This window comes from Actinoallomurus sp. NBC_01490 (assembly GCF_036227085.1).
Lineage (GTDB): Bacteria > Actinomycetota > Actinomycetes > Streptosporangiales > Streptosporangiaceae > Actinoallomurus > Actinoallomurus oryzae.
Map to the genome: position 1 here is coordinate 699,634 of NZ_CP109433.1, position 24,465 is coordinate 724,098.

Consider the following 24,465-nt stretch of genomic DNA (forward strand, 5'->3'; position numbering starts at 1 on the left):
GGCGTCACCTGGGCAAATGTTGTTAAACGTGCCTGGGATGCCGTTCTGGCGGAAGGAACGCCGCAGGGCTGGGGGCGTCGCTGCGATCGGAGCGGTCCATGACAAACCTGCACAGGCGCCCGTCGCACGCACGCCGTCCGGGGCGAGTGGTAGCGGTCACATCCACGGCCACGAGAGGCACGGCCGGAACGCCTCCCACGGGCGCGTACGGCGCGGGGCTCTGGCGTCGCGGTCACCGAGGCCCGTACGGTCGTCAGGGCCGTACGCCGGGCGGTGTCAGAGTGTGCGCCGGGCCGAGGCCCGTACGGTGTCCCCTACGCGCATGGTGCCGAACGTGCGCGGGATGGCGTTCTGGCCGAAGAACACCGCTTGGCCGCCGCCGTCCTTGGGCATCGTGCGGTACGTCGCGAGCGTGCGCAGCGGCTCCCGGCCGCGCAGGCCCGTCTCCTGGTCCGTGGTGGTGATCACGCAGCGGTCGCAGGGCTTGACGATCTCGATCTCCACCGGGCCGATCCACAGCCGCTCGACCCGATCCTCGCCGAACGCTCCGAGGCCCTCGACGACGAGGCTGGGGCGGAAGCGGTTCATCGGCAGCGGCTCGTCGAGCCGGGCGTTCAGGTCCGCCAGCGACTCGGCCGAGATCACGAGCAGCGGGTACCCGTCGGCGAAGGCGACCGTGCCGCCGCCGCGCGAGGTCTCCCGGCGGCCCGTGAACCGTACGAGGCGGCACTCGACGTCGAGCAACGCTCCGAACCAGTCGGCCGCCTCGTCACCCTGGTCGATGCCCTGGCACGTCGTCGCGGGCAGCCGGACGTCGCGGACCGGCCCGTCGGAGAACGCCTCGTGGACGAGCGGCGTCACCGCGTCCACGGAGTCCACGACGAGCTTCTGGCCGTCGTAGGAGGGCCGCAGCCGCGCCATTCGCGCCACCTCGCGCTGGGAGAGCCGCGCTCCGTCGGGCCGGATGAGGACGAACTCACGGTCGTGCCGGATGCCGGTCGGGGTCACCTCGGCGCTCGTCAGCGCCGTCCCCCCGCCGCTTTTCAGCGGATAGACGTTCAGCTCCCGGACGACGGCTCTCACGTCAGGGCCGCCAGGCGGTCGAACATCCCCGACAGGCGCTCGACGTAGCGCTCCGGCCGGCACACCTCATCGAGCCGTGCCTCGTCCAGGGTCTGCCCGGCGTCCGCGGCGTGCCGGCGCAGGGTCTCCCGGAACGGCACCCCGGTCTCCCAGGTCTCCATCGCCGCGCGCTGGACCAGCGGATACGCCTCGTCGTCGCGTGACATCCCGGCGTTCACCAGTTCGAGCAGCACCGTGCTCGTGTAGATCAGGCCGCCGGTGGAGTCGAGGTTGGCCCGCATCCGCTCGCGGTCCACGACGAGGCCGGTGACCAGCCGCTGCGTCAGGTTGAGCATGTAGTCGAGGGCGATCGAGGCGTCCGGCAGCGCGATCCGCTCGGTGGAGGAGTGGGAGATGTCCCGCTCGTGCCACAGCGGTATGCCCTCCATCACCGGGTTGACCTGGGCACGCACGATGCGCGCCATGCCCGCCAGCCGCTCGGACATGATCGGGTTCTTCTTGTGCGGCATGGCGGAGGAGCCCTTCTGCCCCCGGCCGAACGGCTCCCACAGCTCGCGCACCTCGGTGCGCTGGCCGTGCCGTACCTCCAGCGCGATCGCCTCGCACACGGTCGCCATGATCGCCAGCGCGGACGTCCACTCGCTGATGCCGTCACGCATCACCACCTGCGTGGACACGTCCGCCGGACGCAGCCCGAGCGCCTCCGCGACGTACCGCTCGACCTCCGGATCGATGTTGGAGTACGTGCCGACGGCACCGGAGATCGCGCACAGCCCGACGGCCTCGCGGGCCCGCCGCAGCCGGTCGCGCGAGCGCGCCATCGCGAACGCGAAGTCGGCCACCCGGTGCCCCCACACGTCGGGCTCGCCGTGGATGCCGTGCGTACGGCCGACGCGCAGCGTGTCGCGGTGCTCCAGCGCGTGGTCGCGCAGCGCCGCCACCAGCGCGTCCGCCTTGGCCAGCAGCAGGTCGGTGGCCTCGGTGAGCTGGAGCGCCAGCGCGGTGTCGAGCAGGTCCGAGGAGGTCATGCCGAAGTGGACGTACGCCGCGGCCTCGCGCGGGGTGGTGTTGTCCGCCCAGGCGCTGAGGAACGCGATCACATCGTGCTGGGTGGTCGCCTCGATCTCGGCCACCCGCTCGGGAGCCGGCGGCGGAGCGGACCGAACCGGCTCCACCGCGTCGGCCGGAACGGTGCCGGCCTTGGCGTGCGCCTCCAGCACAAGGGTCTCCACCTTGCACCACAGCTCGTACTTGTGCGCGTCACTCCAGACGCGGCCCATCTCCGGAAGGGTGTAGCGCTCGATCACACCCACAGTCTCCCAGGTCCGGACCCGGATCAGGTCGGCGCGGGTCGGGGACCGCCGGGGGCCCTCCGGGCGGGGCGGCTCTATGAGCAGTCGAAACGGTGGTCATAGGGGAGATCCGGGCACTGTCGGCAGATGAAGAGGTAGACGCCTCCCATGTCGCCGAGCATCAGCCCCGGCGCGCACTGGATTTGTTGGCGTTTCTCGTAGGGGAGGTCCCAGATGGTGCCCGAGGCGGGCGTGTCCTCGACGGGAAGCCAGGTCCGCCACGTTCCTCCGTCGAACTCCGCACTGTTGACGGTGAGCAGGTGATCCATGCGCCGGCCGCAGCTCGTGCAGCCGGGCCAGACCGGGTCCTGTGTCCACGTGGGGTACCCGCCGACCTTGATGCCGTCGGCCGTCGACAGGTGGTAGTGGTAGGACCAGCCGGTCTCCTCCTCCAGACGCTTGAACCGTTCCCTCAGCGCCTGGTGGACGTCATGGGGCAGATCCCAGCTCGGATAGTCGACGACCCGCTCCGGGTGGAGTACGCAGGGGGCGGGGAGGTAGTTGTCGTCGGCGCCGGTCGGCCGGGGCGGTGCCGCGAGCTCACCGCCGCAAGCCGAGCTGTCCCGCCAGTAGAGCTCGGGACGGGGAGCGTAGTCGTTCTCGTGATCGAAGGGGCACCACAGAACCTGGAGGACGTCCTTGCCGGCGGGGAAGGGGAGCTCGGGTACGTCGGCGGCGAACAGCTGAAGCACCGGCACCAGCGGTTGTGCGCCCGATTGCGGCGAGCCGAACCCGGAATCCGGGTGATCATCGTGACAGTGGGGCCAGGCGTCTTCCCGTGGCCACAGCAGAGGACCGCCGAGGGAGCTGTCCCGGACGCCCGGATGCCCGCGCCGCGGATGCAACCGGACGGTGTCCCTGCGGTAGGGGGCGAGCTCGGGGAAGAGCGCCTCCACGTCGACGGGGCGCGGCGGTGTTGTACGAGCCATTGCCGAAACTCCTGGTGGGCCTTCTGCCGAGCCGTGGCCCGTCGACGGAAGTGGGCTCGGCAGGCTGTGGATGACTCAGGCGCGTGCCGCGATGTCCGTGCGGTGGTGGGCGCCGCGGATGCGGATGCGGTCGACCGCCGCGTAGGCGCGCGTGCGGGCGGTGGCCACGTCGGGGCCGGTGCCGACGACGCTCAGCACCCGGCCGCCGCCGGTGACCGGCAGGCCGCGTTCCAGCTTGGTGCCGGCCTGCAGGACGTACGCGCCCTCGACCTCGGCGGCCTCCTCCAGTCCGACGATCGGGTCGCCGGTGGTGGGCTTGTCGGGGTAGTTCTCCGCGGCGATCACGACGGTGACGGCGGCGCCGGGGTGCCACTCGATCGGCGGCACCGAGCCGAGGGTGCCGACCGCGCAGGCCTCCAGCAGGCCGGCCAGGGGCGTGGCCAGCCGGTCGAGCACGACCTGGGTCTCCGGGTCGCCGAACCGGGCGTTGAACTCGATCACGCGCGGTCCGTCGGCGGTCAGCACGAGGCCCGCGTACAGCACGCCGACGTACGGCGTCTCGCGGCGGCGAAGCTCGTCGACGGTCGGCTGGATGATCTTCTCGACCACCTCGGCGGCCAGGTCCGGCGGTGCCCAGGGCAGCGGGGTGTAGGCGCCCATACCGCCGGTGTTGGGACCCTCGTCGCCGTCGCGGGCGCGCTTGAAGTCCTGTGCCGGCAGCAGCGGCACCACCGTGACGCCGTCGGTCAGCGCGAACACCGAGATCTCGGGCCCGTCGAGGTACTCCTCGACGACCACGCGGTCGCACGACTCGGCGTGCCGCTCGGCCAGGGCGCGGTCGTCGGTGACGACGACGCCCTTGCCCGCGGCGAGACCGTCGTCCTTGACCACGTACGGCGCGCCGAACGCGTCGAGGGCCTCGCGTACGTCACCGGAGTCCTCGCAGACGCGCGAGGCCGCGGTCGGGACTCCCGCCTCGGCCATGACCTCCTTGGCGAACGCCTTGGAGCCCTCGATCTTCGCCGCTTCGCGGTCGGGCCCGAAGCACAGCAACCCCGCCTGGCGTACGGCGTCGGCGACCCCGTGGACCAGCGGAAGCTCGGGTCCGATCACGACCAGCCGGGTGTCGAGCCGCTGGGCGAGCTCCACCACGGCGACCGGGTCGGTGGGATCGAGGACGTGGTTGTCCGCGAGAGCGGCCGTACCGGGGTTGCCGGGGGCGCAGTGCAGCGCGGTGACGTTGGGGTCGAGGGCGAGGGAACGGACCAGCGCGTGCTCACGTCCGCCCGAGCCGAGAACGAGGACTCGCACGCCCAGAGCCTATCCAGAACCGCATGCCCCGCAGCGCGCGGTCACCGGAGGGAAGTGATGCGACGATGAGCTTGTTGTACCGGGGGTACGCCGGTCGGCGGGTTCACCGACGGGGACGGGGAGCCGAAAAGTCACCGGTAAAAAAGTTGAGGAACATGTGAACCAGGTGCCCCACATGGGCGTCTTCCTACCCGGTATAGCCTTGAGCTCGGGCTCTGGCGCCAACGGACCTAAGGAGGTGGTTGTGATGAGTCCTGGTGATCCTTGCGGAAACGCCGAGATTCCTCCTAGTACCACCCCCTCTACTCGGCGTCCGGCCGCTCGCGGCGCGCGTTCCCCGTTCTAGCTCGGGCCGACGCGCGAGCACGCGCGTGTGCCGGGCCGGGGAAGGACCCCCGATGGCCATGACAAAGGTTCGTCCGACCCGCGCTACCCGCGTTCTCCTCAAGCCCCTCGCTCGTCCCGGTCGCAGCGCTCCGCGCGTCGCCGCCCGCCGGAGCTCGGCCGTCATCGACTGGGGCGCCTACATCGACGGCAAGCGCGTCGACACCCCCGACGTCGCGGACGCCGTGCAGCTCGTACGCGCGCCGGACTCCTCCGACTACGCCACCAACCTGCACACCGAGGCCGACAGCCGCTTCGTGTGGGTCGGCCTGCACGAGCCCGACGCGTCCGAGCTCGAACGCCTGGCCGAGATCTTCGGCCTGCACCCGCTCGCCGTCGAGGACGCCATCCACGCGCACCAGCGCCCCAAGTTCGAGCGCTACGACGACGTGCAGTTCTTCGTCATGAAGACGGTCGGCTACGTCGAGCGCGGCGACGCCGACGTGGTGCAGACCGGCGAGATCGCGATCTTCTGCGGCCCCGACTTCGTCGTCACCGTGCGCCACGGCGACCACGGCGCGCTCGGCCCCGTGCGCATGCGGCTGGAGGAGAGCCCCGAGCGGCTCGCCCTGGGGCCGGCGGCCGTCCTGCACGCCATCGCCGACCGGGTGGTGGATGAGTACATCTCCGTCGCCGCGGCGGTGCAGGAGGACATCGACGACGTCGAGGAGTGCGTCTTCTCCGCCGACTCCACCAACCAGGCCGAGCGCATCTACCGCCTCAAGCGCGAGGTCATCCACCTCAAGCGCGCCGTCGGGCCGCTGGCCGGCCCGATGCGCAACCTGGCGAGCCGCCGGTTCGTGCCCGCGGAGATCCGGGAGTACTTCCGCGACGTCGACGACCACCTCTCGCGCGTACGCGAGCAGGTCGAGTCGTGCGACGAGCTGCTCACCCCGATCCTGCAGGCGCACCTCACGCAGGTGACCGTGACCGACAACCACGACATGCGCAAGATCTCCGCCTGGGCGGCGATCCTCGCGCTGCCCACCGCGATCACCGGCATCTACGGGATGAACTTCTCCCACATGCCGGAGTTGCACTGGAAGTACGGCTACGCGCTCGTGCTCGGCATCATCGCGGCCTCCTGTTTCACCCTCTACCGCCGCTTCCGGCGCACCGGCTGGCTCTGACCACGACGGCCGGCTCCGAATGACACTCTGGGCCTGTGTGGGAGAGCGTCACGATCGGCCGCGGCGGGGCGCGGGTCAGCCGCCGCGGCGGGGTCTACCGCAAGGAGTCCGACGACCCGCGGATCGATCTCGTCGCGGAGGGCGAGCGCCTGACGTGGCTGCGGCGGCAGGGCATTCCCGCCGCCGAGGTGCTCGACTGCCGGCCCGGGCTGCTGGTCACCGCCGAGGTGCCGGGCCGGTCGGCGGCCGAGCCGTGGCCGGTGGCGGACCGTCCGCGCGTCGTCGACGCGCTCGCCGGCCTGGCGCGTGCCCTGCACGCCCTGCCGGTCGCGGACTGCCCGTTCGACCGGCGCCTCGCCGTGACGGTGCCGCGGGCGTCGGCGGCCGAGGTCGATCTGGACGACCTGGACGACGAACGCCGCGGCTGGACCCGCGAGCGACTGGTCGCCGAGCTCCTGGCCACCCGGCCCCGTGAGGAGGACCTCGCGGTCTGCCACGGCGACCTGTGCGTGCCGAACGTGCTGCTCGATCCCGAAACGTGCCAGGTGAGTGGCGTGATCGACACCGACCGCCTCGGCGTCGCGGACCGCTGGAACGACCTGGCGATCGTCACGCGTTCGCTGACCGCCGACTGTAACCCGCAGTACGGCCCGTGGGCCGCCGAGCGATTCCTCGATCGCTACGGCGTCGCGCCGGACCCGCAGAAGATCGCCTTCTACCGGCTGCTGGACGAGTTCTGCTGACGCTGGTCCGGCCGGCCGAGAATCTGTCGCAAGAGGTCTCAGGAGGCCGTCGCCCACTCGGTGATCGCCGTGACGGCGGCGGCCGGGTCGGCGACGCGCAGGTGGATCCGCCGGTAGCGGTCGCCCGGCTCCGGGAGCCGCGGCGGCCGGTCGTACCTGCGAGGTACGAGCCAGATCCAGGTGCCGCCCCGGCGGCGCCTGGCCGACGCGAAGACGTGCTCCCCGGACAGGAGGATCGCCACGTTCAGCGGTTCGCGGTACGGCGAGAGCTCGGCGATGCCGTACCCGGCAGCGGCACGCCCGTCCAGGCGTTCGGCCCCGGCGATCACGTCGCGGCGGATCCGGGCGGCCCCGTGGAGCAGGGCCGCGTCGTGGACGACCAGTGCCTCCGCGTCGAGGGTGAGACGGGGGCGGCTCAGCAGCGCGCGTACCGTCTGCGCCTGCGCCGGTACGGTGGCGACGGACGCCGTGCCACCGAGCACCGCGACGGTGAGCTCCAGCGGCCCGCCCGCTCCGGCGACGGCGTCCGAAACGAACGCCACGGCCGCCAGGGGCAGCCCGAGGCCCCACGGCAGCAGGGCGACGACGGCGAACACGCCACGCCACCGCGACCGCAGGACACGAACGTCCACTGCCTCAGCCCCGGCGGCCGACCACGTCGCGGAGGCGGTCCGGGTAGTCCGTGACGATGGCGTCGGCGCCGAACGCGACGTACCGCGCCATCTCCACCGGTTCGTTCACCGTCCACACGACCACGGCGAGCCCGCGGTCGTGGGCCGCGGCGACCAGCTCCGGCGTGACCATGACCCGCTTCGGCGAGAGCATCGTGGCGCCGGCGGCCGCCGCCGCGGCGACCAGGCCGCCGGCCGGGTCGTGCCCGGCCATCCACGACGCGTCGAGCGTGTCCGGCTCGACCAGCGCGACCCGCTCACCGCCGGGCAGCAACCCCCGGGCGACACCGAGGACCCGCCAGTCGAACGCCAGCAGCCGCGAGCGTTCGGTCAGCCCGTACGCGTCGAGGACCTTCACGGCGGCCGCGGTGATCGTCTCGACCTCGGGCCAGGACGGGTCGGTCTTGATCTCGACGGCGAGCCGTACGTCGTGCTGGGCGAGGAGCTCGCAGGCCTCGGCCAGCGTGGGCACCTCGGCCCCGGGCAGCGGCGTCTGCGTCTCGGCGAACCGCGGGTGCCGGACCCCCGCGTCGACCGTCTTGACCTGCGCGAGCGTGAGCTCCCGTATCGGCCGGCCGACATAGGGGTACATCGGGTCCTGCGGCCGGCACGGCCCCCGGTCGCGTACGGTGTCGCCGCGCAGCGCCTGGTCGTGGTGCAGCACCGGCACGCCGTCGGCGGTCAGGCCGACGTCCAGCTCCAGCACGTCGACGCCGATCTGCAGGGTCCGGGCGAACCCCTCGACGGTGTTCTCCGGCCACAGCCCCCGCGCACCACGATGTCCCTGGATCTCCACGGTCGGTCACGTTAGCCGCCGGGCCGCCGGACGGGCCAGCCCGGGCCGGGCGGCATCCGGACGGCCCGCATCTGTCGTTCGACTGGCGCGGGCCGCCGGAAGGGGGTCCGGGCTGTCAGAGGAGGGAGCGGAGCTGTACGGTCTGGTCGCGGCCCGGGCCGACGCCGATGGCCGAGATCTGCGCGCCCGCCATCTCCTCCAGCGCGCGGACGTAGTTGCGGGCCTTCTCCGGCAGGTCGTCGAAGACCTTCGCGCTGGAGATGTCCTCCTGCCAGCCGTCCAGGTAGTCATAGATCGGCTTGGCGTGGTGGAAGCCCGTCTGCGTCATCGGCAGCTCGTCGCAGCGCTCGCCGTCGATGTCGTACGCCACGCAGACCGGGACCTTCTCCAGGCCGGACAGCACGTCGAGCTTGGTCAGGAAGTAGTCGGTGACGCCGTTGACCCGGGTCGCGTACCGGGCGATCACCGCGTCGAACCAGCCGCAGCGCCGGTTGCGGCCGGTCGTCACGCCGTACTCCCCGCCGGTCTTGCGCAGCCAGTCGCCGGTCTCGTCCAGCAGCTCGGTCGGGAACGGCCCCGAGCCGACGCGGGTCGTGTAGGCCTTCAGGATGCCGATCACCTTGCTGATGCGCGTCGGGCCGAGGCCCGATCCGGCGCACGCGCCGCCCGAGGTCGGGCTGGAGGAGGTGACGAACGGGTACGTGCCGTGGTCGACGTCGAGCAGCGTGCCCTGCGCGCCCTCGAGGAGTACGACCTTGTCGTCGTCCAGCGCGCGGTTGATCACCAGTGAGGTGTCAGCGATGTGGGGTGCCAGGCGCTCGCCGTAGGCGACGAACTCCTGCACGATCGCGTCGATCTCGATCGCCCGCCGGTTGTAGACCTTGGCGAGGATCTGGTTCTTCTCCCGCAGCGCGAGTTCGAGCTTCTGCCGCAGGATGCCCGGGTCGAGCAGGTCCTGCACCCGGATGCCCATCCGTGCGATCTTGTCGCCGTACGCCGGGCCGATGCCGCGGCCCGTGGTGCCGATCTGAGCCTTGCCCAGGTAGCGCTCGGTGACCTTATCGAGCGCCTTGTGATGCGGCATGATCAGATGTGCGTTGGCGGAGATCAACAGGCGGTCGCACGAGATGCCGCGCCCCTCCAGTACGTCGATCTCCTCCAACAGCACACCCGGGTCGATCACCACGCCGTTGCCGATGACCGGTATGACGTCGGGGGAGAGCACCCCCGACGGCAGCAGGTGCAGCGCGTAGGACTGGTCGCCGATGACGACCGTGTGTCCCGCGTTGTTCCCGCCCTGGTATCGCACGACATAGTCGACGTCGCCGCCGAGGATGTCGGTGGCCTTGCCCTTGCCTTCGTCACCCCACTGGGCACCGACGAGCACGATGGCCGGCATCGGATTTTCTCCCTGACATCGACGAAGCCCCTGCGCAAGCAGCGACAGGGGCTCTTGCGATCAGAGCGTACCCGTCCGATGGCCACGAGGAAAACGGGAGGAGCCGGTCAGGTTGCGAGAACCTCGGCGGCCGCCGAGCTGCTGTCCCGCAGGAACGTCCGGCAGCGTTCGGCCTCTTCCTCCTCGCCGATCGCGGCGGCGGCGCGCGCGAGCGCGTGCAGCGACCGCAGGAACCCGCGGTTGGGCTCGTGCTGCCACGGGATCGGACCGTGGCCCTTCCAACCGGCGCGGCGCAGCTGATCCAGCCCTCGGTGGTAACCGGTACGGGCGTACGCGTAGGACTCGATGACGTCACCGCTTCCGAACGCGCGGTCGGCGAGGTCGGCCCACGCCGCCGGGTGGGCGGGGAATCTGGCGGCCACTTCGAACGGGTCCACGCCGGCCTCGAGAGCCTGGCGGGCCTCCGGGTTGTCCGGCAGCTCGGTCGGGGGCGGCCCTCCGAGGAGGTTCTGTTGCTCCATAGTGCACATCCTGCCCAATCCGCGGCGGATCTCCTATCCCGCTGATCGGCAAACTGATCAAGAATCTTCGCGGGCAGGACTCAGGTGGGCGGCACCGGCGCGGCCGCCCACCGTCGAAACGCCCGCCTCAGCCGAGCTTCTTGCCCGCGGACAGGAGGTTCTCGCAGGCGTGGCTGATGCGCTCGGCCATCCCCTGCTCGGCCGCCTTGCCCCACGACCGCGGGTCGTAGGTCTTCTTGTTGCCCACGTCACCGTCGATCTTGAGCACGCCGTCGTAGTTCTTGAACATGTGGTCCGCCACCGGACGCGTGAAGGCGTACTGGGTGTCGGTGTCGATGTTCATCTTCACGACGCCGTACGAGACGGCCTCGCGGATCTCCTCCAGCGTGGACCCGGAACCGCCGTGGAAGACCAGGTAGAACGGCTTTTCCTGGCCGTGCTTGGCGGCCACCGCGTCCTGGATGTCCTTGAGCACCTCGGGCCGCAGCTTGACGTGCCCCGGCTTGTAGACGCCGTGGACGTTGCCGAAGGTGGCGGCGAGGATGTAGCGCCCGCGCTCGCCGAGGCCGAGCGCCTCGACGGTCGCCATGGCGTCCTCGACCGTGCTGTAGAGCTTCTCGTTGATCTCTCCGACGACGCCGTCCTCCTCGCCGCCGACGACGCCGATCTCCAGCTCGAGGACGATGTTGGCCTTGCGCGCCTCTTCGAGCAGCTCGGTGGCGATGGAGAGGTTCTCCTCCAGCGGCACCGCCGAGCCGTCCCACATGTGCGACTGGAACAGCGGGTTCTGCCCGGCCGCCACCCGCTCCTGTGAGATCTTCAGCAACGGCCGTACGAAGCCGTCGAGCTTGTTCTTCGGGCAGTGGTCGGTGTGCAGCGCGATGTTGACCGGGTACTTGTCGGCCACGACGTGCGCGTACTCGGCCAGTGCGGTGGCACCGGTGACCATGTCCTTGACCGTGCTGCCGGAGAGGTACTCCGCGCCGCCCGTCGACACTTGGACGATGCCGTCACTTTCGGCCTCGGCGAAGCCGCGCAGCGCGGCGTTGAGCGTCTGGCTCGACGTGACGTTGATCGCGGGGTAGGCGAAGCCCTCACGTTTTGCCCGGTCGAGCATCTCCGCGTAGACCTCAGGGGTCGCGATGGGCATGACTGTTCCTTCCTTAGGGCTGTGGCTCCCGGCGGGCTCGCTTCCAGTATCTCGAAATCGTTGCCGTGCCGAGACCAGGGCACACCTACCGGTACGCTCGGCCCGTGGCACTCGCCGTGAACGTCATGGATCCCAAGTCCCTCATCGAGGCCTTCGGGCTCATCGGAGTCCTCGTCATCATCTTCGCCGAGACGGGGCTACTCGTCGGGTTCTTCCTGCCCGGCGACACGCTGCTGGTCACGGCGGGCATCTACACCGCGGCGGGCACCACGCTCGCGCACCCGCTGCCGCTTCCGGTGCTGATGATCGGCGCGCCGGTGGCCGCCGTCGCCGGTGCGCAGGTCGGGCACTTCCTCGGCGCCCGGTACGGGCGGAAGCTGTTCGAACGCCCGCAGTCTCGGATCTTCCGCCAGGAGCACGTCGACAAGGCCGAGCACTACTTCAACAAGTTCGGGCCCGCCAAGGCCGTCGTGCTGGCGCGGTTCGTCCCCGTCGTGCGCACGTTCCTCAACCCGCTCGCCGGGATGCTCGAGATGTCGGCGATCAGATTTTTTGTGTGGAATGTCGTCGGCGCGGTGCTCTGGACCGAAGCGATCATCTCGCTCGGCCGTTTCCTCGGCGACCGGGTCAAGGGGATCGACAAGTATGTGCTGCCAGTGGTGGCTTTGGCGGTGCTGGTGTCGGTGGTGCCGGTGTTGCGTGAGGTGTTCCGCGGCCGCCGCCAGGATTCGTACAAGCCGCCCAAGACGCAACAACCAACTGGCCGTCACCGTCGCTGACAAGGCCCCGTCACCGCTAACCTCCCTCTGTGGGACGTCACCGGTCGGACCCAATGGGTCTCGCGCGCATCGCCATCGCGGTGCTCGCCGTCGTGCTGGCCTGCGGTCTGCTGGTCATCGGTGGCATGGCGCTGTGGGGGGCGCTCACCGGCAAGGACGACAAGAACAAACCGAGCGCCGCGTCATCGCAGGCGAGCAGCACGGCGGGGTCCGGCACGGACACCAAGCCGAGCGCGCCCGCCAGCCAGGTCGGCAACACGATCACCGTCCGCTGCCTGGTCGCGCAGTGCCCGGTGTTCGTCTCGGGTCCCGGCGCCAACGACGTGCAGTTCAACGGCAACCTGCGCCAGAACGAGACCCGCATCTTCAACGAGACCCGGCTGACCGTCGCGGTTCAGGACGCCGGCGGCGTCACCGTGACGATCAACGGGCACGTCCAGCCGCCCGGACGCCACGGTGAGGCCAAGACGTACGAGGCGCCCACCGGGCAGTGAGCCCGGCGTCCCCCCGCGCGCTCTTCACTCCAGTCCCAGGTCGGTGAGGGTGAACACCGACCGGTACTCCAACCCCGTCTCGGCGATGCGCGCCTGCGCCCCCCGTTCCACGATGGTGGCCACACCGGCGATCTCCGCGCCGGCCTCCCGCAGCGCCTCGACCGCGGTCAGCACCGAGTTACCGGTCGTCGAGGTGTCCTCCACGGCGAGCACCCGCCGCCCGGCGACGTCCGGGCCCTCGACGCGCCGCTGCAACCCGTGCGCCTTGCCCTGCTTGCGGACGACGAAGGCGTCCAGCGTCCGCCCGCGTGCGGCCGCCGCGTGCAGCATCGCGGTGGCGACCGGGTCGGCACCGAGCGTCAGCCCGCCGACCGCGTCGTACCCGAGGTCCTCGGTGAGGTCGAGCATCGCCCGGCCGACGAGCGGCGCGGCCCGTCCGTCGAGCGTCACCCGTCGCAGGTCGACGTAGAAATCGGCTTCCCGGCCGGACGACAGGACCACCCTGCCGTGCACGACCGCCTTGCTCTTGATCTCCGCGAGGAGATCGTCCCGGTCCGTCATGCCTGAAACTTTAGTCTTGGCATCTTCCCGTCCCTGAGGGGCGGGATACCTGCAGCTCGCGCTGTAGGGGTTCCTGCTTCGTCGCCGACCGCCCGCCCGGAGTGTTCCGTTGAGGTCTTACACCGGCTCCACAGGCCGTCACCGCCGGCCCGGCGGCCGGAAGATTCTTCGCGGCGTTCACGTCGCGGTCGTGGGATGTGCCGCATACGCACGTCCAGTTGCGGATGTCCAGCGGCATCGTGGTTTGCTTGGTGCCGCAGTGAGAGCACAGCTTGGAAGAGGGGAACCAACGGTCGACCGTGATGACTTCGCGGCCGTACCAGCGGGCTTTGTATTCGAGGACACGGCGGAACTGGTGCCATGCCGCGCCGGAGATCGCGCGGGACAGGCGCCGGTTCTTGAGCATGTTCTGCACAGCGAGGTCCTCGATGACGACCGCTTGATTTTCACGGACGAGACGAGTGGTCAGCTTGTGCAGGTAGTCCTGGCGCCGGTCGGCGATCCGTGCATGAATACGGGCGACCTTGAGCCGGGCTTTGGTTCGGTTGGCCGATCCTTTCTGTTTGCGGGAGTAGGCACGCTGGGCCTTCGCGAGGCGGGTGCGGTCGCGTCGTTCGTGTCGGGGATTGGTGATCTTTTCGCCGGTGGAGAGGGTGAGCAGGTGGTCGAGACCCACGTCGATACCGACGGCCGTGTCTGTTGCGGGAAGCGGCCTGACCGTCGGGTCTTCGCGCAGCAGGGACGCGAACCAACGACCGGCTGCGTCTTGGGACACGGTCACCGTCGTTGGCCGTGCACCGTCGGGAAGTGGCCGAGACCACACGATGTCGAGCGGTTCGGCCATCTTCGCCAGTGTCAGCGTCCCGTCGCGGTAGCGGAACGCGCTCCTGGTGTATTCGGCGGACTTGCGGGACTTCTTCTTGGACTTGAAGCGAGCCCTGTGATCCTGCGGGCGGTTGTGGGAACACGTCGGTCCGCGCTGACGACGGGATCGGTTTTCGCCTGGCTCTGCAGCGAGCGGATTCCTCTCTGTCCCTTTGAACGGCCGGTCTCCTCGGAGGAGGCCAGATGACACCGGGCACGCTCGTCCTCCTGCACAGTCCGTTGACCACCGCATCGGCGTGGGGCTCACTGTCCGCGGCGCTCGGCGCGTACCACGTGGTGGTCCCGGAGATCACCGACGACGACCGGCCGCCGTACGCCGCCCGTTACGTCGCACGCGCCGCGCTGGAGATCACCGCCGCCGGGGCCAGGCCGCCGCTGGTGCTCGTCGCGCACGGCGACGCGGGGCCGCTCGTGCCGCCCATCGCGGCGGCGCAGCGGGCGGCGCACCGGCTCGTCGGCGGCTACGTCTTCCTCGACGCCCGGCTGCCCGGCTCCGGGACCAGCCGCCCGTACGGGGAGGGGGAGGTTCCGGCCGGCGTCACGGTACGTGATCGCGGCGGTGACTTCCTCGCGGAGGAGCCGCCGATGGCCCAGGACTGGCCGGACGCACCGTGCGGATACCTGGCCACCTCGGGGCGTTACCAAGATCAAGTACGGCAGGCGCGGATGCGTGGCTGGGAGGTCCGCGAATGCCCGTTTTCGCACTTCTCGGCGGTGGTCGACCCCGCCGGTACGGCGGAGGCTCTCACCGCCCTCATCTCGGCTCTCTGAGATGTTCCGCCGCCTCAGAATCGGGTGATACCGTCGCCGAACGGACGTACTGACTATCGAGCTTCGGAAGTCACGCTGTGTTGTCAGGCGACTCGTCCTACAGTGTCGAGCGACCGAGTCAACGTGACACGCCGGAGAGGTCTTGCCAACCGAATCGAAGTAAGCCGCATTCGCCCCATAGTCCTCAGGAGACTCCAATTACTGGATCGCCATACGGCAGCGGCGGACTTCACTACGCTTTGGTTGCCCAAGGTCGCTCGCCGGCTCGAAAGTTCACCCGTAAGTCACCGATATAGGGTCTCGTGCCGAGGAAGGGGCGGTGTCGCGTGGATCGCTGCGCGCTGTTCGTTGATGCCAGCTATCTCCTGGCGGACGGCGCGATGGCGGTGCACGGAACCCGCCGTCGCGAGTCCGTCTCGTGGGACTACGCCGGCCTCCTCCAGCTGCTCGGCAACCTGGCGCGTGAGCGGACCGGCCTGCCGCTGCTGCGCTGCTACTGGTACGAGGCGACCGTCGAGGGCCGCCGGTCGCCCGAACACGACGCCCTCGCCGACCTGCCCGGCATCAAGCTCCGTCTCTCGCGCATCCGCCCCGGCCGCCGTGAGGGCGTCGACACCGAGATCCACCGCGACCTGATGACCCTCGCCCGCAACGGCGGGGTCGCCGACGCCGTCGTCGTCAGCGGCGACGAGGACATCGCCCAGGTCATCGCCGATGCCCAGGACCACGGTGTCCGCGTGAGCGTGCTGCACGTCGCGGTGGACGGCAACTGGACCATCTCCCGGGTGCTCCGCCACGAGTGCGACGACCTCATCGAGATCGGCTCCGCCCACCTGCGGCCGTACGTCAACCTGCTGGCGGGCATGGACACCTCCTCCCCGCCGCTGTCCAACGGACACGGGACCAGCACCACCGGCGGCGCGCTGTCCCCGCTGCAGCCGTCGACACAGCATTCGAGCCCGCCGCCGAGCACGCCGATCACCGCGCCGCCGCCGCAGCTCGGCGGCTCGTCCACGTCCTCCTCCTCCACGTCGGGCCTGGGCCAGCCGCCGTCCGCCGGCCCGGTGATCCCGGTGCCGCCGCTGCGCTCGGCGCCGACGCACTCCGCGCCGACGCCGCCGATCATCCCGCCCAAGCCCGCGAGCTCCCCGCCGTCGTCGAGCCCGCCGTCGTCGGGAGGCTCGTCGTCGAACGGCAACAACAGCGGCCCGCAGTACGTCCAGCAGCCCGTCGGTCCCTACACCGGCCCGCAGCAGATCCCCCCGCCGCAGCCGCAGCAGTCCACGCCGACGCTCTCCGACGCGGTCAAGGCCGCCCACCAGGAGGGTCAAGATTTCGGCGAGTCGGTCGCCCGCGACGCGCCGGCCCTGTGGCTCGAGGCCGTGCTCGCGCGCAAGCCGCGAATGCCGTCAGACCTTGAGGCCCGGCTGCTTCAGGGGTCCTCGCTGCCGATCGACTTTCTGCTGCATGACGAGGTGCGACACGCCCTCCGCCGAGGGTTCTGGGATGCGCTCGAACGCTCACGCCGCGTATAGCCTTCTCGCGGCGGGGGCCGTCCCGTCCGGCGAACCCTTGTGACGTGTCGCGGGGATGATGCGAAATGACCAGATTCGCAGGAGGTCCGCCGGGTAGCGTCTAGAAGGTGACGCATGTGACCGAAGACGATCTCGATGACATGGAGTTCGACACGCTCCGCACGGGCGATCACGCATCGGCGGCGAAGCGTTTCGTCGAGCTCGCCGAGACGGTCTCAGGCGGCGTGTCACGCGCCAGCCTGTTGCTGCGTGCGGGTGAGCAGTGGCAGCACGCGGGAGACCATGGCAAGGCGGCGGAGACCTATCGCGATGCGCTCGCCGACGGCGGCGACACCTACGGCGATCCGCGGATCTATCTCGCCGGCGCTCTGTTCGAGCTGGGTGAGCTGGACGAGGCGCGGGGGCTGATCGCACAGGTCCGTGCCGATTCGCCGCAGGACCCCGAGGTCCACCGCGCGGTGGCCGAGCTGCTGTACGAGCAGGGCGAGCTGGTCGCGGCGCACGACTGGGCCACGGAGGGCGCCGATCTGGCGCGGGCGGGCGACCAGGAGAGCCTTGAGGGCCTGCTGCGCATCCGCTACCGCTGCCGGCTCGACCTGCGCCGTCCGGAGGACCGGTACGACGCGCTGCTGGACGAGCTGCTCAAGAAGACCGACGACGCGCCGGGCCGCCAGTTCCGCTGAGCACGGCGCGGACGGCGGGCCGCGCGTCAGGGGCGGGACTCGCCGTGCAGGAGGGTTCCGATCAGCCGCGTAGCCTCTGCAGCTGCCGCGCGGTCAGCGAGGCGGCCCGCTGTGTACGGCTCCACGCCTCCGACGTCTGGGCGCCGGGGTGGTCGTCGAGCTCCACGGCGACCTCGACGACGACATTGCTGTCCCGGAACACGATCGAGTCGAACTCCCCGCCGAACGCCTTGGGCACACGCATCGCCTCGTCGCCGTAGCCGGACACCGGCGTGCCCGCGGACCGTACGGCACTGCTGCCGTCCGTCTCGGAGACGAGCCACTGATGCGCGTTGCTCTCGGCGGAGCGCAGCAGGCCACGCCCGGTCCGCCGTGCGCGGACGGTCAGGTTGGCGCTCGTCTTCTCCAGCCCGGCGTTCACCGCGACCAGGTTGCTCCACGTGCAGGTGGACTCGCCGTCGCCGGGCGGACTCCCCTTGGGCAGGCCGTGCGGCACGAGCGTCGCGGCGTCGGCGGCGGGGAGCAGCGCACAGGCCCAGACGACCTTCGGATAGGCGCCGCCGGAGATCGTCGCCAGGTAGACGCCGCCACCACCCCCGATGAGCACGACGAGCGCGGCGATGACGATCAGAGCGACCGGCGGCTTGCGGGCGGGAGACGCGGACGGAAACGGACGCCCCGGCGGCGTTCCAGGAGGCGCCGGAGGCCCGCCGGGAGGCATGGGGGGCCCGCCGGGAGGCATCGGAGGTCCGCCGGGAGGCGCTTGAGGTCCGCCGGGAGGCATTCCAGGCCCGAAGCGCGGGCCATCTTGCGGTGGCCAACCTGGCGGGGTGCCGGGGATCGACATCGAGACCAGCCTTCCGGCGACGGATAAGTCCCGAAATGTATACCGGCCGAGCGCCTCGGCGGAGAAGCGCTTCGCCGAGATCGCCGAGACGGAAGAGGAAGCGACGGCGCCCCGACCCGCTGAGCGGCGGAGCCGTTCTCAGGGGACCTTCGACAGGGACGCGTGGTCGAGTTCGCGGAGCGCCCCGTCGGGGCCGACGGCCTCCCAGCGTACGGTCGCCGTGGACCCGTCCACCGCGAGCGTGGCGACGGCGTTGTCGAACCAGGGGCCGTGGCTCAGCCGCCATCTCATCGGGGTCCTGGGCACCCGGGCGAGCCGGGCGAGGGCGCGGGCGGGCCCGTCGGTGAGCCGCCCGTACGCCGCGCGCTGGAGCAGCCGGAACTTCAGCGGGAGGTGGTTGCGCATCGGCGAGCAGACCACCTGGGAGATCGGCGTGCCGGTGCCGGCGACCCGCGCGAGGTAGGAGTAATGGACGTCCCCGGAGAGCAGCGTGATGCTGTGCGGGCCGTCCTCTCGCCGCGCGACCTCCAGGAGCGTGTCGGCGAGCGCGCGGAAAGACGCCTCGAACGCGGCCCAGTGCTCCAGGTCGGCGCCCTGGCGGATCCTCTCGCCGAGCCGGGCGAGGCGGCGCCCCCACGCGCCGCCCGCGATCGCCTCGTCGAACGACTCCAGATGGTGGATGGTGGCCGGCAGCAGGAACGGCAGCGAGGTGGCGACGATGAGGTGGTCGACGTCGCCACGGCACTGTTCCTGCACCCACGCCAGCTCGGTGTCGTCCAGCATCGACCGCCGGCCGTCGTGGAGCACCCGCCCGCAGCGGCTGTCGACCACGACGAGTCGCGTACGCCCGTAGTCGTGGGCGTAGCTCCACCGCGTGCCGTCCGGCTGCTCGTCGGCGCGTACGGCGAACTCGTCGACGATCGGGCCGGCATCGCCGTCCGCCGCCAGCACCCGCCGGTAGACCGGGTCCGCGGTCCGCTCGGCCGCCGACATGTTGCCCAGATGCTGGTAGATCCAGTACGCCCCGAGCCCGCCGGTGATCCGGTCGTGCCACCAGGGCCGGGCGCGGATGTCGCGCAGCCAGGTCGCGGAGGTGTTCCAGTCGTCCCGGATGTCGTGGTCGTCGAAGATCATCAGGCTGGGCACGGTGGACAGCAGCCACCGCACCATCGCGTCGTCGGTCCAGGCGAGCCGGTACAGCCGGGCGTACTCCTCGTAGTCGGCGACCTCGAGGCCGGGAGGTTCGCCGGTGTCGCGGCGGCCCTCGATGAACTCCCGCATCTCCGGCCCGGTCTCGTCGGCGTAGACCTGGTCGCCGACCATCAGCAGCAGGTCGGGCCACTCGTGCCCGTCCGCGAGCCGCCGCGCGAACGCGCCGAGCGCGTCCGGCCCGTGGATGCTCTCCACACCGGGGGCGACGCGGCACGACCCGAAGGCGATCCGCTGCCGGGCGCCGGGCTCGGGGATCCGGATCCGGCTGGGCGGTGAGCCGGGCTCGGGCCAGACGGTCTCGCCGTCGAGCGCGACCTCGTACTCGGTGTCCGAGCCGGGGGCCAGGCCCTCGACCTGGACGAGCGCGTAGTGGTGCCCGTGGACGGTGAACGTCGGGGCGGTCGTGTCGAGCACGCGCACGTCACACGGCTGGTCGGCTTCGAGCCAGATCGCGGCGGTGTCCGGCCCGACGTGGCGGAGCAGGGGGCCTACGACGAGTTGGGGCATGTATCTGGATTACGCCACATCGCGCGCGGACGCACTCACTTCATGCGGGTCCATGGCGGATGCCCCTGCTGCTCGGATCACACGCCGGTGGTGATCAGGGTCTTGCCGAACGCGGTGCGGCCCTCGATGGCGGCGTGCGCCGCCCCGGCCTGGTCGAGCGAGAACGTCTGCCCGATGACCGGCGCGATCACACCCGCGGCGGCCTCGCGCAGCGCCTGCTCGACGTAGCGCGTGCGGTCGCGCTCGGACAGTTGCACCGCCTGGATACCGGTCACCGAGACCTCTCGCTCGTCGGCGGCCTGCCGGTCGATGCTCGCGAAACGCCCGCTGGGTGTGCCGTGCGCGGAGAACCGTCCTCCGCGGGCGGTGAGTGTGAAGCCGGCCTCACCGAGCGCGCCGCCGACATTGTCCAGCACGACGTCGGCGCCGTGTTCGCCGAACACCGCCCGTGCCTGCTCCACCCAGTCCGGCCGAGCAGAGTCGATCGACGCGTCGGGACCGAGTCGTGCGACCCGCTCCAGCTTCGCGCCACGGGCGACCGCGACCACCTTCGCCGCGCGGGCGCGGGCGAGTCGCACGCACAGCACTCCCAGGCCACCGCTGGCGCCGATCACGAGCACTCCGTCGCGCGGGCCGACCTTCGTCGTGTCGAACAGGGCGAGGGCGGTCACTCCGTCATGCAACAGCGCCGCGGCCACCGTGAGGTCGACCTCGTCGGGCACCGCCACCGCCGACTCCGCCGCGACCACGGCGCGATCGGCGTAACCGCCCTCCCCACCGGTGTGGGCCACCACTCTGCGACCGCGCAGGCTCTGGTCGACTCCCGCACCGACCTGGACGATGCGGCCGGCGACCCCGTTGCCGGGCACGTACGGCGGGCGCATCGGCCAGAAGTCCTGGCCCGCCCCTGAGCGCACCATCGTCTCCAGCCACAGGGTGTCGATCACTTCAACGCTGATCAGGACCTCGCCGGGGCCCGGCGCCGGGTCGGGCGTCTCGACCAGTTCGAACACCTCCGGCCCACCGAACCTCGACACCGTCGCTGCGCGCATCGCACCCACGCTCCGTTCCGCTGGTCGTCTCAACAGGGGTGATCGCCGGCCTCCGCCGTGCGGTGCCCGTTACGCTAGGAGTTCAACATTGGTTGAAGTCAAGCGTGGAGAGTCACCATGACGGCAGGCGTCACCGAGCAGGCGTACCTGTCAGTCGGGGATCTGGCGCGCGCCAGTGGGGTGGCACCCTCGGCCGTGCGGTTCTACGAGGCCCACGGCCTGCTCGCCGGCGAACGCAACGCCGGCAACCAGCGCCGTTTCCGTGAACCCGATGTCTGCCGGACAAAGATCATCCGCGTGGCCCAACGCGTCGGTCTGTCCATCGCGGAGATCGGGGAACTCTTCGCCGAACTCCCCGCCGAGCCGGAACTCGCCGACTGGCAGCGCCTGACCGTGCGCCTCATGACAGAGGCCGACCAGCGGATACAACAGCTGCAGCGCGTTCTCACCGACATCGCGAGCAGCGAGAAACTCTGTGAACTCCCACCCGCCGACCCGGATTCCTGACCTCCCTGCTTCGGGCACGCCTGCGGGGCGTGCCCGAAGCGAGTGCTGATCCGTCCCGGCGATCGGCCGACCGCATCGGGGTCGAGCGGACGTCATTCCCCGCGCACTGCGCGTGGACGGGTCAGGCGGCCGGGACCGTGGGCTTGACGGTCAGGCGGTCGGCCGTCGGGTCGGCGTCCACGACGACCTCGTCGCCGTCGCGGATCTCGCCCGCCAGCAGCTCGCGGGCGAGCTGGTCGCCGATGGCGCTCTGCACGAGCCGGCGGAGCGGCCTGGCGCCGTACGCCGGGTCGTAGCCGGTCAGCGCCAGCCAGTCGCGGGCCGCGTCGGTCACCGTCAGCGTCAGGCGGCGGTCGGCCAGGCGCGCGGCGAGCCGGTCGACCTGGAGATCGACGATCTTCGTCAGCTCCTCGGTGGACAACGCGTCGAAGATGATCACGTCGTCGAGGCGGTTGAGGAACTCCGGCTTGAAGTTCGCCCGGACCGCGCCCATCACGGCGTCGCGCCGGCCCCCGTTGTCCAACGAGGGGTCGACCAGGAACTGCGAGCCGAGGTTCGACGTCATGATCAGGATCGTGTTGCGGAAGTCGACCGTACGGCCCTGGCCGTCGGTCAGCCGTCCGTCGTCCAGCACCTGCAGCAGCACGTCGAAGACCTCGGGGTGGGCCTTCTCGACCTCGTCCAGCAGCACGACGCAGTACGGCCGGCGGCGGACCGCCTCGGTGAGCTGACCGCCCTCCTCGTACCCGACATAGCCGGGAGGCGCGCCGACGAGCCGGGCGACGGAGTGCTTCTCGCCGTACTCGCTCATGTCGATGCGCACCATGGCCCGCTCGTCGTCGAACAGGAAGTCCGCCAGCGCCTTGGCCAGCTCGGTCTTGCCGACACCGGTCGGGCCGAGGAACAGGAACGAGCCCGTGGGCCGGTCGGGGTCGGCGACGCCCGCGCGCGCCCGGCGTACGGCGTCGGAGACGGCCTGGACGGCGCTCGACTGGCCGATCAGGCGGCGGCCCAGCTCCTCTTCCATGCGCAGCAGCTTGGCCGTCTCGCCCTCGAGCAGACGCCCGGCCGGGATGCCGGTCCAGGCGCCGACCACCTCGGCCACGTCGTCGGCGGTGACCTCCCGCTTGACCATGGCGTTGGGGTTGTTGGCGGCCTCCGCCGCGGTCTCGAGCTCGTCCTGGAGCCGCTCGATCTCGATCGCGATGTCGCTCGGCGGCTTCCAGTCGCCGTCGATCTGCGCCTGGCGGAAGGCCTGCTCGCGCCGGCTCTCGGCCTCGTCGATGCGCTTCTTCAGCTCACCGACCTTGTTGAGACCCTCCTTCTCCGCGTGCCAGCGCGCGTTCAGGTCGCCCAGCTGCTCCTTGCGGTCGGCGAGTTCGGCCTTGATCCGCTCGAGGCGCTGCTGGGAGGGCGCGTCGGACTCCTTGCTGAGCTGGTGCTGCTCCATCTCCAGCCGGTCGACGACACGCTGGAGCTCGTCGACCTCGACCGGCCGCGAGTTGATCTCCATGCGCAGCCGGGACGCGGCCTCGTCGATCAGGTCGATCGCCTTGTCCGGCAGGAACCGGGCGGTGATGTACCGGTCGGAGAGCGCCGCCGCGGCGACGAGCGCCGCGTCGGTGATCACCACCTCGTGGTGCGCCTCGTACCGGCCCTTGAGCCCGCGCAGGATCGCGACGGTGTCCGTGACCGACGGCTCGCCGACGAAGATCTGCTGGAACCGGCGTTCCAGCGCCGGGTCCTTCTCGATCCGCTCGCGGTATTCGTCCAGCGTGGTCGCGCCGATCATGCGCAGCTCGCCGCGGGCCAGCATGGGCTTGAGCATGTTGCCCGCGTCCATCGACCCCTCGGCCGCGCCCGCGCCGACCACGGTGTGCAGCTCGTCGATGAAGGTGATGATCTGCCCGTCGCTCTGCTTGATCTCGCTCAGGACCGCCTTGAGGCGCTCCTCGAACTCGCCGCGGAACTTCGCGCCGGCGACCATCGCACCGAGGTCGAGCGCCACGAGCCGCTTGTTCTTCAGCGTGTCCGGGACGTCGCCGTCGATGATGCGCTGGGCGAGGCCCTCGACCACCGCGGTCTTGCCCACGCCCGGCTCGCCGATCAGCACCGGGTTGTTCTTCGTGCGCCGCGACAGGACCTGCACGACGCGGCGGATCTCGTTGTCACGGCCGATGACCGGGTCGAGTTTGCCCGCCTGCGCCTGCTCGGTCAGGTCGACGCCGTACTTCTCCAGCGCCTGGTAGGTGTCTTCGGGGTTCTCGCTCGTCACGCGGGCGTTTCCGCGGACCCTGGGGAACGCCTCCAGCAGGGCGTCGGGGGTCGCACCGGCCTCGCGCAGCAGCTTCGCGACCGGCCCGCCGTCGGCCGCCAGGGCCACGAGCAGGTGCTCGGTCGAGATGAACTCGTCATCGAGCTGCCGGGCGCGGTTGGCCGCGGTGTTCAGCACCACCAGCAGCGCCCGCGAGGTCTCCGGCGCGCCGACCGTGGCGCCCGCGGCCTTCGGCAGCGCGGCGATCTGCTCCTCGGCCTGGCGGCGCAGTGCCTGCGGATCGGCGCCGACCTCCTTCAGCAGCCGCTGTACGGTGCCCTCACCCTGCGGCAGCAGCCCGACGAGCAGATGAGCGGGCTCGACGTGCGGGTGCCCTTCGGTCGCCGCCCGGCGCAGGGCGGCGGAGAGCGCCTCCTGACTCTTCTCGGTCCGTTTGTAGTCCACTTATTCCTCCCCGCGTGAGCGCCACACGACCACACTCGTCTGACGGATCGGCACCAGCTCGGCGCCGGCCGTCGACTCGGGGGTGTTCTTCAGCCGGGCGAGCCGGGCGGCCACCGCCCGGGTGGACTCCAGCTCGTTGCCCAGCTCCTCGACCAGCCCCCTGAGCCGCGCGACCTCGGCCCGTAGGGCCTCGGACTCACGCTGCAGGTCGAGGATGTGCTTGATGCCGGCCAGGTTGATGCCCTCGTCCTGGGACAGCCGCTGGATCTCCCGCAGCAACACGATGTCGCGCATGGAGTAGCGGCGGCCGCGGCCGGACGTACGACCCGGTGAGACCAGGCCCATCCGGTCGTACGTCCGGAGCGTCTGCGGGTGCATCCCGGACAGCTCCGCGGCGACGGAGATCACGTAGACCGGGCTGTCGTCGCCGAAAGGGTCCATGAT

General features: G+C 70.9%; 23 protein-coding genes and 1 pseudogene. 8 read left to right on the top strand and 16 right to left on the bottom strand.

Going from position 1 to position 24,465, the window contains the following annotated elements; genetic code table 11:
- Positions 1–276: 276 nt before the first annotated feature.
- The 4 genes from OG417_RS03655 to purD form a co-directional block, all read right to left on the bottom strand.
- Positions 277–1,083, bottom strand: coding sequence for an MOSC domain-containing protein (locus tag OG417_RS03655; RefSeq protein ID WP_329249720.1), 807 nt, complete (start codon positions 1,081–1,083; stop codon positions 277–279).
- Positions 1,080–2,390: an adenylosuccinate lyase gene (purB, locus tag OG417_RS03660; RefSeq protein WP_329249725.1), complete on the bottom strand. Its 1,311-nt coding sequence runs from the start codon at positions 2,388–2,390 to the stop codon at positions 1,080–1,082. Before purB ends, OG417_RS03655 begins: the two co-directional genes overlap by 4 nt.
- Positions 2,391–2,470: 80 nt before the next feature.
- Positions 2,471–3,364: a DUF1963 domain-containing protein gene (locus OG417_RS03665; protein WP_329249727.1), complete on the bottom strand. Its 894-nt coding sequence runs from the start codon at positions 3,362–3,364 to the stop codon at positions 2,471–2,473.
- Positions 3,365–3,439: 75 nt separating this feature from the next.
- Positions 3,440–4,675, bottom strand: a complete 1,236-nt coding sequence (gene purD / locus OG417_RS03670) for a phosphoribosylamine--glycine ligase (protein WP_329249729.1) — start codon at positions 4,673–4,675, stop codon at positions 3,440–3,442.
- Between the two features lie 404 nt (positions 4,676–5,079).
- Here purD and corA point away from each other — a divergent pair, with 404 nt between their 5' ends.
- A complete protein-coding gene (corA, locus tag OG417_RS03675; protein WP_329249730.1) occupies positions 5,080–6,189 on the top strand; it encodes a magnesium/cobalt transporter CorA in 1,110 nt (369 codons plus the stop codon).
- Positions 6,190–6,224: 35 nt separating this feature from the next.
- Positions 6,225–6,932, top strand: coding sequence for an APH(3') family aminoglycoside O-phosphotransferase (locus OG417_RS03680; protein WP_329249731.1), 708 nt, complete (start codon positions 6,225–6,227; stop codon positions 6,930–6,932).
- A gap of 38 nt (positions 6,933–6,970) precedes the next feature.
- Here the strand turns inward: OG417_RS03680 and OG417_RS03685 are convergent, their stop codons facing one another.
- The 5 genes from OG417_RS03685 to fbaA all read right to left on the bottom strand — a co-directional run bounded on the left by OG417_RS03685 (position 6,971) and on the right by fbaA (position 11,469).
- The gene (locus OG417_RS03685) at positions 6,971–7,564 is read right to left on the bottom strand and encodes a hypothetical protein (RefSeq protein WP_329249732.1); all 594 of its coding nucleotides are present in this window, start codon (positions 7,562–7,564) and stop codon (positions 6,971–6,973) included.
- Between the two features lie 4 nt (positions 7,565–7,568).
- The gene (locus tag OG417_RS03690; RefSeq protein ID WP_329249733.1) at positions 7,569–8,399 is read right to left on the bottom strand and encodes a glycerophosphodiester phosphodiesterase family protein; all 831 of its coding nucleotides are present in this window, start codon (positions 8,397–8,399) and stop codon (positions 7,569–7,571) included.
- Between the two features lie 115 nt (positions 8,400–8,514).
- On the bottom strand, positions 8,515–9,798 hold the full coding sequence (locus OG417_RS03695; protein WP_329249734.1) for an adenylosuccinate synthase: 1,284 nt from the start codon (positions 9,796–9,798) through the stop codon (positions 8,515–8,517).
- Positions 9,799–9,905: 107 nt separating this feature from the next.
- Positions 9,906–10,319, bottom strand: coding sequence for a DUF3151 domain-containing protein (locus OG417_RS03700; RefSeq protein WP_329249735.1), 414 nt, complete (start codon positions 10,317–10,319; stop codon positions 9,906–9,908).
- Between the two features lie 127 nt (positions 10,320–10,446).
- On the bottom strand, positions 10,447–11,469 hold the full coding sequence (gene fbaA / locus OG417_RS03705; RefSeq protein ID WP_329249736.1) for a class II fructose-bisphosphate aldolase: 1,023 nt from the start codon (positions 11,467–11,469) through the stop codon (positions 10,447–10,449).
- Positions 11,470–11,573: 104 nt separating this feature from the next.
- On the opposite strand from fbaA, the gene OG417_RS03710 reads away from it, so the two are divergent.
- Positions 11,574–12,248: a DedA family protein gene (locus OG417_RS03710; RefSeq protein ID WP_329249737.1), complete on the top strand. Its 675-nt coding sequence runs from the start codon at positions 11,574–11,576 to the stop codon at positions 12,246–12,248.
- A 53-nt stretch (positions 12,249–12,301) separates the two neighbouring features.
- Positions 12,302–12,742: a hypothetical protein gene (locus tag OG417_RS03715; RefSeq protein WP_329249738.1), complete on the top strand. Its 441-nt coding sequence runs from the start codon at positions 12,302–12,304 to the stop codon at positions 12,740–12,742.
- Between the two features lie 24 nt (positions 12,743–12,766).
- Here the strand turns inward: OG417_RS03715 and pyrE are convergent, their stop codons facing one another.
- Positions 12,767–13,303, bottom strand: coding sequence for an orotate phosphoribosyltransferase (gene pyrE / locus OG417_RS03720; protein WP_329249740.1), 537 nt, complete (start codon positions 13,301–13,303; stop codon positions 12,767–12,769).
- Positions 13,304–13,313: 10 nt separating this feature from the next.
- A pseudogene (locus tag OG417_RS03725) lies at positions 13,314–14,237 on the bottom strand (RNA-guided endonuclease InsQ/TnpB family protein); the annotation flags it as partial.
- Between the two features lie 134 nt (positions 14,238–14,371).
- On the opposite strand from OG417_RS03725, the gene OG417_RS03730 reads away from it, so the two are divergent.
- The 3 genes from OG417_RS03730 (at position 14,372) to OG417_RS03740 (ending at position 17,177) form a co-directional block, all read left to right on the top strand.
- On the top strand, positions 14,372–14,959 hold the full coding sequence (locus OG417_RS03730; protein ID WP_329249742.1) for a hypothetical protein: 588 nt from the start codon (positions 14,372–14,374) through the stop codon (positions 14,957–14,959).
- Positions 14,960–15,285: 326 nt separating this feature from the next.
- The gene (locus OG417_RS03735; protein ID WP_329249745.1) at positions 15,286–16,494 is read left to right on the top strand and encodes an NYN domain-containing protein; all 1,209 of its coding nucleotides are present in this window, start codon (positions 15,286–15,288) and stop codon (positions 16,492–16,494) included.
- Positions 16,495–16,610: 116 nt separating this feature from the next.
- Positions 16,611–17,177 (top strand): tetratricopeptide repeat protein, encoded by a 567-nt coding sequence (locus OG417_RS03740; RefSeq protein ID WP_329249748.1) that lies wholly within the window; start codon positions 16,611–16,613, stop codon positions 17,175–17,177.
- Positions 17,178–17,238: 61 nt separating this feature from the next.
- On the opposite strand, the gene OG417_RS03745 is transcribed toward OG417_RS03740, so the two are convergent.
- The 3 genes from OG417_RS03745 to OG417_RS03755 form a co-directional block, all read right to left on the bottom strand.
- Positions 17,239–17,898, bottom strand: coding sequence for a hypothetical protein (locus tag OG417_RS03745; protein ID WP_329249750.1), 660 nt, complete (start codon positions 17,896–17,898; stop codon positions 17,239–17,241).
- 264 nt (positions 17,899–18,162) lie between these two features.
- Positions 18,163–19,743: an alkaline phosphatase D family protein gene (locus tag OG417_RS03750; protein WP_329249752.1), complete on the bottom strand. Its 1,581-nt coding sequence runs from the start codon at positions 19,741–19,743 to the stop codon at positions 18,163–18,165.
- Between the two features lie 77 nt (positions 19,744–19,820).
- Complete coding sequence (locus OG417_RS03755) at positions 19,821–20,795, bottom strand: zinc-binding dehydrogenase (protein ID WP_329249755.1); 975 nt, start codon at positions 20,793–20,795, stop codon at positions 19,821–19,823.
- A gap of 117 nt (positions 20,796–20,912) precedes the next feature.
- On the opposite strand from OG417_RS03755, the gene OG417_RS03760 reads away from it, so the two are divergent.
- Positions 20,913–21,302: a MerR family transcriptional regulator gene (locus OG417_RS03760; RefSeq protein ID WP_329249758.1), complete on the top strand. Its 390-nt coding sequence runs from the start codon at positions 20,913–20,915 to the stop codon at positions 21,300–21,302.
- A 121-nt stretch (positions 21,303–21,423) separates the two neighbouring features.
- On the opposite strand, the gene clpB is transcribed toward OG417_RS03760, so the two are convergent.
- Entirely contained in the window at positions 21,424–24,021 is a 2,598-nt protein-coding gene (gene clpB / locus OG417_RS03765) for an ATP-dependent chaperone ClpB (RefSeq protein WP_329249761.1), read from the bottom strand.
- On the bottom strand, positions 24,022–24,462 hold the full coding sequence (locus OG417_RS03770) for a heat shock protein transcriptional repressor HspR (RefSeq protein WP_329249764.1): 441 nt from the start codon (positions 24,460–24,462) through the stop codon (positions 24,022–24,024).
- Positions 24,463–24,465 lie beyond the last annotated feature (3 nt).